Source organism: Cystobacter fuscus (assembly GCF_044360685.1).
GTDB classification, from domain to species: Bacteria; Myxococcota; Myxococcia; order Myxococcales; family Myxococcaceae; genus Cystobacter; species Cystobacter fuscus_C.
In genome coordinates, this window is sequence record NZ_CP043491.1 from 5058297 (window position 1) to 5072705 (window position 14409).

A 14409-nucleotide genomic window follows, 5' to 3' on the forward strand; every position below is an offset into this window, starting at 1 on the left:
GGTGAGCGACGGGCCGGGCCTGGGCGCCACGGCCACGCTGGAACTGCCCCTGGGGTGACGCGGGGCGGCATGCAGGACCCGCTACACCCGGCAGTGTTTCAGTTTCTGATAATCTTATCGGGCAAGACTTCCACACCGTACACGGGTGATAGGGCAAGCAACGACGAACGGCTACCTCGCCGCCGACGGAATCAAGCCGACGCCCTCCTTCAATGGTACGCTGGAACGAGTAAAAGCAGAATTTCCTTTGTTCCAAAACATTTCATGCTAGAAGGGCGCCCCGCTGACCCACACAAGCTGGTGAGGACACCTCCCACGTGGTCGACCAGAGCGCTGAACTCGAACTGTCCGATGCCCAGACCGGTGTATGGCTCGCCGAGCGCGCCGGGTACAGCCGTCCCGGTTCCTACCAGTGGGCCGAGTACCTGGACCTGTGCGGGACCGTCCGGACCGACCTGCTGACCGCCGCTCTCACGCGGGCCGCCGCGGAGTGCGAGGCGCTCCGGGTGGTCTTCGAGGAGACGGCCGATTCCCTTCCCCGGCAACGGGTCCTGGACTCCGTCGAACCCCGGGTGACCACCGTGGACTTCCGGGAGGCCCCCGATCCCGTCGCCTCGGCGCGGGCGTGGATGGCGGAGCGCCTCGCGGCGGCGGGCGAGGAGCTGTTCCTGGGTGCCGTGCTGCGGCTGGCCGAGGAGCGGCAGTGGGTGTTCCTGCGGGTGCACCACATCGCCCTCGACGGCGCGGGCATGGCGCTGCTCGTGCGGCGCGTGGCCGAGATCTACGAGTGCCTCCGGGAAGGGCTCGCCGTCCCTGGACCCGGGTGGGCCGCTCTGGCCGAGGTGACCTCGGCCGAGCAGGCGTACCGCGACTCGGCCGCGCTGGCCGAGGACCGCGAGTGGTGGCTCGCACGGCTGGCCGACCGGCCGGAGCCGGTGGTGGTCGGGTCGCGCGCCGCGCCCGCCGCCGAGTCCTCGGTGCGGTGGACCCGAGTGCTGGAGGAAGGGGAGTTCGCCCGGCTGCGGCAGGGCGCCGAGCGGTTGGGGACGCGGTGGTCCCGCGTGCTCGCCGCGGCCACCGCCGTGCACGTGCATGCCGTCACCGGGCAGCCGGACCTGCTGCTCAGCCTGCCCGTCTCCGGCCGCGCGGCGGAGGTGGACGTGCCCGCCATGACGGCCAACGTGGTGCCCCTGCGCGTCCGCGTCAACCTGGCGGGCACCGTGGGTGGGCTGCTCCAGGAGGTGTCGGCGCAACTGCTCGCCATCCGGTCGCGGCAGCGGTACCGGGGCGAACGCCTGCGGCGCGAGCTGGGGCTGCCGGAGGACGGGCGGAAGTTCTTCGGACCGGTGCTCAACATCCAGCGGTTCGACCACGTGCTGCGCTTCGGCTCGGCGACGGTGACCGTGCACAACCTCCAGGCCCCGCCGTCGGAGGACCTGTCCGTGGTGGCCTACGACCGGGCTGACGGCAGGCTGCGCCTGGACTTCGACGCCAACCCCACCACGTGCTCCCCCAAGCGGCTGCGGGAACTGGGCGAGCGGTTCGAGCACGTGCTGTGGCAGTTGGTCGAGGCCACCCCGGACACGCCCCTCGTCGACATCCAGCCCACCACGGCCGCCGAGCGCGCGCACCTGATAGATCTGGGCACCGGGGCCGCACAGGCGGCGCGAGCCAGCACGGTGCCCTCGGCCTTCGCCGCGCGGGTCCGCCAACAGCCGGAGGCCGCCGCGGTGCACTGCCCGGCGACCGGGCGGCGGCTGACCTACCGCGAGCTGGACGCGCGGGCCACCGCTCTGGCCGCCCGGCTCGCCGGGGCGGGTGCCGGACCCGGCCGCAACGTCGCGCTGCTGCTGCCGCGCTCGGTGGACCTGGTGGTCGCCGTGCTCGCCGTGCTCAAGTCCGGCGCGGCCTACGTGCCCCTGCTCGCCGAGGACCCGCCGCCCAGGCGCGCGGTCGTGCTCGCCGACTCCGGGGCCCGGCTGCTGCTCACCGACCAGGTGGACGCGACGGCCCCCGGTCTGCGCGTGCTGACCGTCAACGGCACTGGCCCGGGCGCCGCGTGCCCGGAGGTCGGCGGGGATGACCTGGCCTGCGTCATGTTCACCTCGGGTTCCACCGGCACGCCCAAGGGCGTCGCCGTCACCCACGCCAACCTGGTCGACCTCGCCGCCGACCGCTGGTGGACCGAGGGCGGAGCCGAGCGGGTGCTGCTGCACTCCTCGCAGGCCTTCGACGCGATCAACCTGGAGCTGTGGATACCGCTGCTCACCGGCGGCGAGATCGTGCTCGCCCCGCCCGGCAGGCTCGACCCCGGCGAGCTGGCCCGCACCCTCACCACCACCGGGGTCACCGGGATGTGGCTCACCGCCGGGCTGTTCAACGCGATCGCCACCCAGGACCCGCGCTGCCTCGCCGGGCTGCGCCAGGTGTGGACCGGCGGTGACGTGGTCTCCCCCGCAGCCGTGCGCGCCGTGCGGGAGGCGCTGCCCAAGCTCACCGTCGTCAACGGCTACGGCCCGACCGAGACCACCGTCTTCGCCACCCGCTACCCCGCGGGCCCGGTCACCGACGTGGTCCCCATCGGCCGTCCCCTCGACGGCATGCGGGTGCTCCTCCTCGACGCGGCCATGCGCCCCGTACCGCTCGGCACCACCGGCGAGGTCTACCTGGGTGGCGCGGGCGTGGCCCTGGGCTACCTGAACCGGCCGGGTGCCACCGCCGAGCGCTTCCTGCCCGACCCGTCCGGTCCGCCCGGTGCCCGCGTCTACCGCACCGGCGACCTGGCCCGCTGGAACGCCGACGGGCAGCTGGAGTTCGCCGGGCGCGCCGACGGCCAGGTCAAGCTGCGCGGCTTCCGGGTCGAGCTGGGTGAGGTGGACGCCGCCCTGCTGGCCCAGCCGGGGGTGCGGCAGGCCGCGACCGTGATGCGCGAGGGCCGCCTGGTCTCCTACGTCGTCGGCGAGGTCCCGGACGGGCTGCTGGAGCGGCTCGGTGAGCGGCTGCCGCCGTTCCTGGTGCCCTCGGCCGTGGTCGGGCTGGCCGCGCTGCCGTTGACCCGCAACGGGAAACTCGACCGCGCCGCCCTGCCCAACCCCGATGCCCCCGCACCCGAGCCGGTGCGCGCCACCGGCTCGGCCGTCGAGCGGACCCTCGCGAAGCTGTTCGCGCAGGTGCTCGGCCGGGCCGAGGTGCCCGTGGACGGGGACTTCTTCAAGCTCGGCGGCGACAGCATCCGGGCCATTCAGCTCGCCGCCGCCGCACAGCGCGCCGGGCTGGCCGTCAGCACCTCCGACGTCTTCCGCGCCCCGACCGTCACCGCACTGGCCCAGGGCCTCGCGCTGCCCGCCGCGCGCGGCCGCAGCCTGGCCCTCGGCGATCCCTACGATCCGATCGTGCCGCTCACACCGGTCATGCACTGGCTGCGCGGCCGGGGCGCGCCGGACAACCGGTTCGTCCAGTCGATGACCGTGCGCACTCCGGCCGGGTGCACGGCCGAGCAGGTGCGCGCCGTGGTCCAGGCACTGGTCGACCACCACGGCATGTTGCGCCTCGCACTGTCCGAAGTGCAGGGGGTGTGGGCGCTGCGGGTGCTGGAGCGCGTCACCGTTGTGCTGGACCGGCCCATCAACCTGGCCCTCGGCCACGTCCTGCACGCCACCTGGCGCGAGGATCGGCTCACGCTGACCGCGCACCACCTGTGCGTGGACGGCGTGTCCTGGCGCATCCTGCTCGACGACCTGCACACGGCCTGGGCGGCGGTCCGCGGTGGCCGCGCCCCGAAGCTGCCCGCCACCGGCACGCCGTTCCCGCAGTGGGCGCGGGCCCTGCTCCAGCACGCCCATCACCCCGACGTGCTGGCGGACCTGCCCCGCTGGCTCGCCCCGGTCGCGGACCCGCCGGTCGGCGACCGCGCGCTGGACCCCTCGCTGGACACCGAGGACACCCGGCAGTGGCACTCGATCAGCCTGGCCGCGGACTTCCTCACCAAGGCCGCGACCGCCTTCGACTGCTCGGTGTATGAGCTGCTGCTGACCGCGTTCGCGCTGGCCACCGGCCCGGTGCGGGTGGAGCTGGAGGGCCACGGGCGCGAGGAGTTCGCCGACGGTCTCGATCTCTCCCGCACGGTCGGCTGGTTCACCACGCTCTATCCCGTCCAGCTCGACGCGGGCTGTCCCTGGCCCACCGACCCTGTCGACCTGGACGGCGCGGTCGCCCGGGTGCGCGAGACCTTGAAGGGCCTGGCGCGCACCGGGTTCGGCCACGGCCTGCTGCGCCACCTCAACCCGCAGACCGCGCCGCTCCTGGCCGGGGTCCCGGCCCCTCGGTACGCGTTCAACTACCTGGGCCACTTCGACGTCAACGGAGACGGGGACTGGGCGGTGCTGCCCGAGGCCACCGTGGTCGGTGCGACCACCGGCGGATCGCTCGCGCTGGCCCACGCGGTGGAGCTGGACGCGGTGCTCGCCCAACACCCCGACGGTCCCCGGCTGGTGGCGAACTGGTCCTGGCCGGGCCGGCTGCTCCCCCGCGAGCAGATCAGCGCGCTGGCCGAACGCTGGTTCGAGGTGCTGACCGCGCTCGGCACCCGGGCCCGTGCCCGGGCCACCGGCGCGCTGCCGCTGCCGCCGCTGGCCCAGGGGCTGCTGTTCCACTCCCTCTACGACCACGACGGCGCCGACCCGTACCTGGTGCAGTTCGTCTTCGAGCTGGAAGGCGCTCTGGACGCGGCCGGGCTGCGCACCGCCCTGCACCGGCTGCTGCTGCGCCACCCGCAGCTGTCCGCCGGGGTGCGGCAGAGTCCGGCGGGCAGGCCGGTGCAGGTGGTGGACCCGGAGTTCACCGTGCCCTGGCACGACCTGCCCGCGCATGAGGACCTGGAGGCCTTCCTGGCGCAGGACCGGCAGCGGCGCTTCGACCTGGCCCGCCCGCCGCTGTTCCGCGCCGCCCTGCAACGGCGTGCCGCCGACCGGCACGTGTTCGTGCTGACCACCCACCACATCCTGCTGGACGGCTGGTCCATGCCGATCGTGGTGAAGGAGCTGTTCGGCCTGTATGCCGGGCAGCCGCTGCCCCCGGCCCCCGCCTACCGCGACTTCCTGGACTGGCTCGCCACCCGCGACCCGCACGCCGCCGAGGCGGCCTGGCGCGACATCTTGTCCACCGTGGACGGACCGACGCTGGTCGGCGGTCCCAGCAGGCGGGGTTCGGCCTCGGCCCGGCTGCGGTGCGAGGCGGACCTGCCCGCCGGGATCGCCGAGGTCGCCCGTCGGAATGGGGTGACCCCGAACGTCGTGGTGCAGCTGGCCTGGGCCGTGCTGGTGGGCGCGCTGACCGGCAGGCAGGACGTCGTCTTCGGTGCGACGGTGTCCGGCAGGCCGCCGGAGCTGCCCGGCGCGGAGGGCATGGTCGGCCTGCTGATCAACACCATCCCGGTCCGGGTCGGACTGGCCCCGGCCCGCACGGTCTCGGACGCACTGGCCGCACTGCGCGAACAGCAGCTGGCCGTGCTGGACCACCAGCATGTGGACCTGACGCGACTCCAGGCCCTGGCCGGGCAGTCGGAGCTGTTCGACACGGTGGTGGTGTTCGAGAACTACCCCCTGGAAGAGGAGGCGCTGCCTGGGCTGGTGCTGCGCAACGCGCGGGGCCTGGACGGCACACACTACCCGCTGACACTCGTCGTGATGCCCGGGGAACACGGGCGGCTGCGACTGGACCACAGCGCCGACGTCCTCGACGCCGATGGCGCGCGCCGGCTGCTCGCCCGGCTCGCCTCGATCCTCGCGCAGTTCGCCGACCGGCCGGAGGCCTCCCTGGGGGGTCTCGATCTGCTGCTGCCCGACGAGCACGAGCCGGTCTCCGCCCCGGAGACCGCGCGGCGGTGCACCCTGCCCGAGCTGTTCGAGGCCCAGGTGCGGGCACGCCCGGACGCCGTGGCTGTCACCTTCGAGGGCGAGCACCTGACCTACCGCGAGCTCAACGCCCGCGCGAACCGCCTGGCCCACCACCTCGTGGCACGGGGGGCGGGCCCGGAACGCCTGGTGGCCCTGGTGCTGCCGCGTTCGCTGGACCTGGTGGTCGCGGTGCTGGCGGTGCTCAAGTCCGGCGCGGGGTACGTGCCCATGGACCCCGACCAGCCCGAGGAACGCCTGCGGCAGGTGCTCGCCGCGGTGAAGCCGGTGCTGGTGCTCGACCGGGTTGACCCGTCGGAGGCATACCCCGAGCACGACCTCGGGCCGCGCGCGGATCCGGACGGCGTCGCCTACGTCATCCACACCTCCGGCTCGACCGGTGTGCCCAAGGGCGTGGTGGTGTCGCACCAGAACGTCGTGCGGCTGCTGGACACCACCGACCCCTGGTTCGGGTTCGGCCCCGACGACGTACACACGCTGTTCCACTCGTACGCCTTCGACGTGTCGGTGTTCGAGCTGTGGACCATGCTGGCCAAGGGCGGGCGGCTCGTGGTGGTGCCCAAGCACGTCACCCGGTCACCGCAGGAGTTCGTCGCCCTGCTGGCGCGGGAGCGCGTGACCGTGCTGAGCCAGACCCCGTCGGCCTTCTACCAACTGCCCCCGGCCGACCTGGCGCTGCGCGTGGTGGTCTTCGCCGGGGAGGCACTCGAGCTGAGCCGCATCCGCGCCTGGCGGCGGCCCGGCGGGCCGAAGCTGGTCAACATGTACGGGATCACCGAGACCACGGTGCACTCCAGCTACATCGAGCTCGATGACCCGGACGAGACCGCCAGCGTGATCGGGGTCGCGCTGCCTGACCTGCGGCTGCGCCTGCTCGACCACGCCCTGCGGCCGGTGCCGCCCGGCTGTCCCGGCGAGATCTACGTGGCCGGGCCCGGCGTGACGCGCGGCTACCTGAACCGGCCCGAGCTCACCGCGACCCGGTTCGTCCCCGACCCATTCGGTGCCCCCGGCGACCGCATGTACCGCTCCGGGGACCTCGCCCGGCGGCGCCCGGACGGCGGCCTGGTGTACCTGGGCCGTGCCGACCAGCAGGTGAAGATCAGGGGCTTCCGCATCGAGCCCGGCGAGGTCGAGCGCGTCCTGGAACGGCATCCCTCGGTGGTCCAGGCCGTGGTGCTGCCCGATGGGGACCGGCTGGTCTGCTACGCCGTGCTGACCGGCGACCTGGACGCGGCCGGACTGCGCGAGCACGCGCGGAGCGTGCTGCCCGAGTACATGGTGCCCGCGTTCGTGGTGCCGGTGCCGGCGATCCCGTTGACCGTCAATGGCAAGCTCGACCGCAGGGCGCTGCCCAGGCCGCAGTCCACGTTGCCGGTGAGCAGGCCGCCCCGCACGCCGATGGAGAAGCTGCTGTGCGCGCTGTACGCCGAAGTGCTCGACGTGCCCGAGGTCGGCGCGGAGGACAGCTTCTTCGACCTGGGCGGGCACTCGCTGCTGGCCACCCGGCTGATCAACCGGGTGCGTGCGGAAACCGGTGCGGTGCTGGGCATCCGCACCCTCTTCGACGCCCCCGTGGTGGCCGACCTGGCCCGCTGCCTGCCGGAGGGGCCCACCGCGCCGGACACCGCGTTCACCCCCGTGGCCCGGCCCGCGCACATCCCGCTGTCCGCTGCCCAGCGCAGGCTGTGGTTCTTCAGCCAGTTCGCCGGGCCCAACTCCGTGTACAACATGGCCTTCGCCACCCGGCTGCGCGGTGAGCTGCACGAGGACTCCCTGCGGGCGGCACTGCACGACGTGCTCGAGCGGCACGAGAGCCTGCGCACCAAGGTGGTCGAGGGCGGCGGCGAACCCGGCCAGCGGATCTGCTCGGCCGATGAGCTGCCCGTGCACTCGCTCGAGGTGCCCGAGTCGGCGCTGGCCGACCGGCTCGCCGAGGCCGCCGGGCACGTCTTCGACCTCACCGCCGAACTGCCCGTGCGCGCGCTGCTCTGCCGCACCGGGCCGCAAGAACACGTGCTGCTGCTCGTCCTGCACCACATCGCCGCCGACGGCTGGTCCCTGTCCCCGCTGGCCCGCGACCTGTCCACCGCCTACCGCGCCCGACTCGCCGGGAACAGTCCACAGTGGACGAACGTGCCGGTGCAGTACGCCGATTACGCGCTCCAGCAACGCAACACCGACTCGGCCCACTGGGTCGAGGTGCTGCGGGGCATCCCGGACGTGCTGCCGCTGCCCACCGACCACCCCCGGCCGGCGGTGTCCGCGCACCGCGGTGAGACCGTCGGCTTCCGGCTGGACGCCGCCCTGCACGGCCGGATCACCGAGCTAGCCCGCGCGCACCGGGCGAGCGTGTTCATGGTGCTGCACGCCGCGATCGCCAGCCTGCTGCACCGTCTCGGCGCGGGCGCGGACATCCCCATCGGCACCCCGGTCGCCGGGAGGCACGACGCCGCGCTGCACGACACCGTCGGCTGCTTCATCAACACCGTGGTGCTGCGCACCAACCTGTCCGGCGCGCCCACCTTCGCGGAGCTGCTGGCTCGGGTGCGCGCGGTGGACCTGGACGCGTTCGCCCACCAGGACGTGCCGTTCGAGCAGGTGGTGGAGGCGCTCAACCCGCCGCGCTCGTTGTCCCGGCACCCGCTGTTCCAGGTGATGCTGGCCATCCAGGACACCCCGGCCGCCGAGTTCTCCCTGCCCGGGGTGCGCGCCGAACCCGTGGCCGTGCACGGTGGGGCCTCGCGGTTGGATCTGCTGTGGAGCCTGCGCCAGGAATCCGACGGGATCGACGGGCTGCTGGAGTACAACACCGAGCTCTTCACCCCCGCCACGGCGCGACTGCTGCTGACCCGCCTCGAGCTGCTGCTGCGCGCCGCCGTCGCCGACCCGGACCGCCCGGTCACCGACCTGCCGGTGCTCGTGCCCGGTGAGCGGGAACGGCTGCTCACCCGGTGGAACGACACCGCGCGGAGCGTGCCGGACACCTCGGTGCACGCCCTGTTCGCCGAACGGGCGCGCGCCACTCCCCATGCGCTGGCGGTGGACGACCTCACCTACGGGCAGCTCGCGGAGCGGGTCGAGCAGCTCGCCGAGCAATTCCGCGCACTCGGAGCCGGTCCGGGCAGCCTGATCGCCCTGGTGTTGCACCGCACCGCCGACCTGCCCACCGCGATGCTGGCCGCCGACCTCGTCGGCGCGGCCCACCTGCCCCTGGAACCCGGGCTGCCACCGGAACGCCTCACCGCGCTGCTCGCCGACGCGCGACCGGCGCTGGTGGTGGACAACGAGAACGGACTGCGCGTCACGGCCCACCCGGGGACACCGGTGCCCGAGGACACCGCCTACGTCCGGTACACTTCTGGGTCCACCGGGCGACCCAAGGGCGTGGTGGTGCCCAGGTCCGCACGGCTCAACCTGCTGCACGCCATGCGCGAGCGGCTGGGCCTCACCCCGGCGGACCGGGTGCTGGCCTCCGCACCGGTCGGATTCGACATCTCCGAACTGGAACTGCTGGCGCCCCTGGTGACCGGGGCCGCGCAGGTGCTCGCGGACCGAGACACCGTGCGTGAGCCGGACGAGCTGCTGGCCCTGGTGGAGCGCCGCCAGGTCACCGTGGTGCAGGCGACGCCCTCGCTGTGGCACGCACTGGCCGCCCGCCGCCCGGAGTGCCTGCGCCGGGTGCGCGCGCTGATCGGCGGTGAGGCCGTGCCCGGTGGGCTGGCCGAGGAACTGCGCGGCCAGGTGTCCTCGCTGCTGGCCTGCTACGGGCCGACCGAGACCACCGTGTGGTCCACCTTGCACCCGGTCACCGGAGCCTCCGGCGCGACCGTCCCCATTGGACGTCCCTTGTGGAACACCCGCTGCCACGTGCTGGACTCGCGGTTGAACCTGGTGCCGCCCGGTGTGCTCGGCGAGCTCTACCTGGCCGGGGACGGGGTGGCCACCGGCTACCTGCGCCAGCCAGGCCTCACCGCCTCGCGCTTCCTGCCCGACCCGTACGGGCCGCCCGGGAGCCGTATGTACCGCACCGGTGACCTCGTCTCCCGGAGCGCGGACGGAGTGCTGCGCTTCCACGGGCGCACCGACGACCAGGTCAAGGTGCGCGGCCACCGCGTGGAGCTCGGCGAGGTGGAGGCGGTGCTCGCCCAGCACGCCGACGTGCACGCAGCCGCGGTGACCGTGCACCGCAAGGGAGTGCTGATCGGCTACCTGGTGCCCGCCGTCGCCGAACCGGACCTGCCCGCGATCAGCGCGCACCTGGCGCGGCACCTGCCCGACCACATGGTGCCCGCCCGGCTGGTCGCGGTGCCGGAGTTCCCGTTGAGCGCCAACGGGAAGGTGCGGCGCGACCTGCTGCCCGAACCGGACTGGTCGGTTGCCGCCGAGGTCACGGCCACCCCGGAGGAGCAGCTGCTGTGCGGGCTGTTCGCCGACGTGCTCGACCTGCCCTCGGTCCGCCCCGGCGACAACTTCTTCGAGCTGGGCGGGCATTCGCTGGTGGCGGCCAGGCTGAGCGCGCGGGTGCGCGCGGTGTTCGGCGTGGCCCTGGGCGTGCGGGACGTGTTCACCGCACCCACCCCGGCGGCGCTCGCCGCGCGCCTCGCCGGAGCGGCCGAGACGGGTCCGCTGGTGCCCCTGCGCACCGGTGGGTCCGCCGCACCGCTGTGCTGCGTTCCGGCGTTGAGCGGCCTCAGCGGTGTGTACGCGGGCCTGCTGCCCCACCTCGACGGCGAGCACCCGGTGTACGGCCTGCACACCGACAACCTGCCGGACTCGATCGAGGAACTGGCCGAGCACCACGTCACGGCACTGCGCGCCGCCCACCCCGACGGGCCCTACCACCTGCTCGGCTGGTCCTTCGGTGGCCTGGTGGCACATGCGATGGCCGTGCGGCTGCGGGAACTCGGCGCACCCGTCGGCCTGCTGGTCGTGGTCGACTCGGTCGCGGGTGCGGTGGCCGAGGCGGGGCCGGTCGAGGAGCGGATCAACCGGCTGCTGGGCCGGGACAGCGCGCCGCTGGCCGCGGTGGCGCGCAACAACGAACGGCTGCTGCGGGCCTACCGACCGCCGGTCTACCCGGGTGACGTCGTGTACTTCAACGCGGCGGGCGGCTCGAACCACGAGCGGTGGCGGCCGCACGTCGGCGGGCGGCTCACCGTGCACCAGCTGGCCGCGGCGCACCACGAAGTGTTCCAGCCCGAGCACGTGGCCGAGGCCGGCGCGCTGCTCCGGAACGAACTGAGGAGGAACCGATGATTGATCACCTGCCCGCCGGAGCCCGAGTGGTGGTGCGGCTGCCCAACGGACCTGGCCTGGCCAAGGCCCTGCTCGGCTGCTTCGAGCGCGAACTCGTCGCGGTGCCCCTGCACCCGCGCAGCACGGACACCGCGGTGCGCGGCATCGTCGACCGGGTCGCCGCCTCCGCCGTGCTGGACGAGCACGGGCTGCACGACACCGGCCATCCCGCCGCGCACCCGGATGCCGAGGGCCTGGCGTTCCTGATGTTCACCTCGGGCTCCACCGGCCCGCAGAAGGGCGTCATGCTCAGCCGGAAGGCGGTGCTGGGCAACGCGGCCAAGACCGCCGCGCTCCACGGGCTCACCCCCGACCGGCCGCACGGCACCTGCCTGCCGCTGTACCACTGCAACGCGCTGGTCATGTCGTTGCTGGGCACGCACCTCACCGGCGCCCCGCTGGTGCTGCACAACGGCGCGGACCCGGCCGGGTACTTCGCCGCGCTGCGTGCCGCCAGGGCCCGGACGGCCTCCATCGTGCCCGCGCTGCTGGCCGACCTGCTGGAGGTCGCACCGGAGTGGCCGGAGGACCTGGAGTACCTGATCACCGCGGCCGCGCCGCTGACTTCGGACCTGGCCCGCCGCTTCCACGACCGCTACGGCCCGAGGCTGCGCCAGGGCTACGGCCTGACCGAGGCGATGAACTTCAGCTTCACCACGCCCCTGCTCGACGAGGCCGCGTTCACCCGCCAGTACCTGGACCAGCACCCGCCGGTCGGCGTGGCGCTGCCGGAGACCGAGCTGCGGCTGGTCGACGGCGAGGTGTGGGTGCGGACCCCGGACATGATGCGCGGCTACTGGCAGGACCCGGCGGCCACGGCGGCGGCGCTGACCGAGGACGGCTGGCTGCGCACCGGGGACCTCGGTGAGCTGCGTGAGGGCCTGCTGGTGCTGCGGGGCCGGGCAGGGGAGCGCATCAACCGGGGAGGGGAGAAGTACCACCCCCTGGACGTCGAGCGGACCTGGCGCGAGGCCGGGCTCGGCGGGCGGTTCGCGGCGGTGGCCGTCGCCGAACCCACGCTCGGCCACGAGATCGGGCTCGTCGCCACGGACCAGCCGGTGGAGGCCGTGCGCGCGGTGTGCGAGAACAACCCGCTGCGGCCCGCCTCGGTGCAGTTCGGCGGATTCCAGGCCACCTCGACGGGCAAACCCCAGCGCAAGGCCATGGGCCGCTCGCTGGTCGCGCTGCGGTACGCGCCCGCCCGGTACGAGCGGCTGCTGCGGTACGCCTCGGCCACCGCGCACGATCTGCTCCGCTCCGGTGTGGACGATGCCGGGCTGCGAGCACTGGCCGGGCACGTGAACGAGCCCGCGCGGGAAGGGGAGGAGGCGGTGTTCGAGGCGCTGGAGTTCATGCTCGCCCACTGGCACCGGCGTGCCGACCCCGAGCTGGCGGAGGCGAAAGCCCGCTGGCGCGAGCAGTTGATCACCGAATGGCCACTGGCCGGGTACGCCGAACTCGCCGAGCGCCTGCGCGAGGCCCACCCGGACGCGGTGGTGTCCAGCCACCTGCCCACGAGCACGACCCCCGACGGATGCCCGTGGGCACTCGGCCCACTGCTGTCCTTTTTGGATTACCCCACCCAGGAGCCGGGCGGCCGGTGGCACGGGCTCGCCAGGCTGCGCGAGACGGGCTTCGCCGTCGTCGGCTGCGCACTGCTGCGCGCGGGCCGCCACGACCTCGGCGGCGTTCTGTGGGCCCACACCCCGACCAGCGGAAACAGAGGCAACGAATGAGCAGGATGAAGCAGGTCCCCGACCACGAGGACGAGGTATTGGACCTGGAACGCCACCAGGACCCCGGCCGCAACTGCATCACCCCGGTGGTGCGGCTGCCCCCGGAAGTCGCCCTGACCGTCGTGACCGCACTCGCCGGGCTGGTCCGCCACGCCCACCGGCGGGAACACGAGTCCCCCACACCGCCCCGCGCGCTGAGGGAGGCGCAGTCGTTCGAGGAGGGTGACGTGTTCATGCTGGCCCCCCCCTTCGAGGGCTACTTCGCCGACCGCTACCTGATGGACTTCTACGACACCCGGGAACGCGGCATCTGCTCGCGCATGCACCTGCACACCGGCCTGCGCTTCGTGCGCATGATGACCGGCCCGGACACCACCATCCGCGTCTCCAGCCTGTCCCCGCTGACCGTCCGCTCCCGCCCGGACTGGACGACCCCGCTGCAAGCCTTCGTCGACCGCCTGCCGGACACCCCGGAGGGCGTGCACCGGGACCGGTACAACGTCGTCGTGCCACCGAACTCCTGGGTGGACATGCAGATCCCCCGGGGCGTGTCGCACCAGTTCAACGCGGTCGGGCCCCATGCCGTGATCGACTCGGTGCACCCGGAGGAGTCCATTGAAACCCTTCGCGAAGGCATGTCCGGTTACCGCATGATGGCGCAGACCATCTTCCTGGCGGAGCACCGCAGTTCAGCCGCCACCTGCGAGGACACCGGCGACGGGGGCTGAGGGCAGAAGAGCAGCAAGGAGCCCCCCACCGCGTATAGGCAGGAGAGAGGCCGTGTGGAGGGGGAGGGCTGGAGCAGAGGGGCCGAGGAGGGCTGCGGACAGGTGCCGGCCGAGCAGTGCGCCGGGCCGATGCAGAGGCCAGGCAGCCTGCTTGGGCATGCCTGTCCAGGCCAGCCTCCCATTAGAGGCGCGGCAGGGGCACCAGGTCTCTGGGCTGTGGAGGGGTAAGCCTCAACACCAAGCGCCCTGGGGTGGCGCTCGCGCCGGGGTCAGGCTCGCACCTGTCGTAGGCCGTCCCAGGTGCTCCAAAATCGCTCTCACCCCTCCCGTTTGCTTCACGTCCGCCAGCACCCGCCGCCTTCCTCCACACCTGAAGCAGGCGAACACGTCCAAGTCGGACGTCCTGCTGAGCAGCTCGGCCCAGTTCACTCGCGGTGTCCTCTCCTTCAGCGGCTCCTTGCTGGCCGCTGCCTGGAGCGCCTCGTTCGCCTCCTCCGCACCTGCTTGGGTGAACTCCCCGGGAGCGGGACAGTCGAGGTGGAAGAAGGCGCTACTGTGGCGTGACTGAGGCCGTCCATGTCGAGGTTGAGTGAGGTTCAAGCGCAGGGACGCACCGAGCGCGGAGTGTCGAACCTCAAGTCAGCACACTGCCAATTCCAGGCTCCTTGCCCCCTCGCTGAGCGGGCTGCTTATCTGCGTGAATTGTCTTCGTGAGATCAGATGCTTACAAGTTTC

3 protein-coding genes are annotated in these 14409 nt (G+C 73.1%); all 3 read left to right on the forward strand.

All coding sequences use genetic code 11. The annotated features are described in order from the left end of the window. The first annotated feature begins 317 nt into the window (after positions 1–317). Genes F0U63_RS20855 through F0U63_RS20865 form a run of 3 tightly spaced genes read left to right on the forward strand, consistent with a single transcriptional unit; the run spans position 318 to position 13674 of the window. Positions 318–11171, forward strand: coding sequence for an amino acid adenylation domain-containing protein (locus tag F0U63_RS20855; RefSeq protein WP_395847664.1), 10854 nt, complete (start codon positions 318–320; stop codon positions 11169–11171). Further along, on the forward strand, positions 11168–12946 hold the full coding sequence (locus F0U63_RS20860; protein WP_395847665.1) for a class I adenylate-forming enzyme family protein: 1779 nt from the start codon (positions 11168–11170) through the stop codon (positions 12944–12946). The genes F0U63_RS20855 and F0U63_RS20860 overlap by 4 nt, the downstream gene beginning before the upstream one ends. Further along, on the forward strand, positions 12943–13674 hold the full coding sequence (locus F0U63_RS20865; protein WP_395847666.1) for a hypothetical protein: 732 nt from the start codon (positions 12943–12945) through the stop codon (positions 13672–13674). Before F0U63_RS20860 ends, F0U63_RS20865 begins: the two co-directional genes overlap by 4 nt. Positions 13675–14409 lie beyond the last annotated feature (735 nt).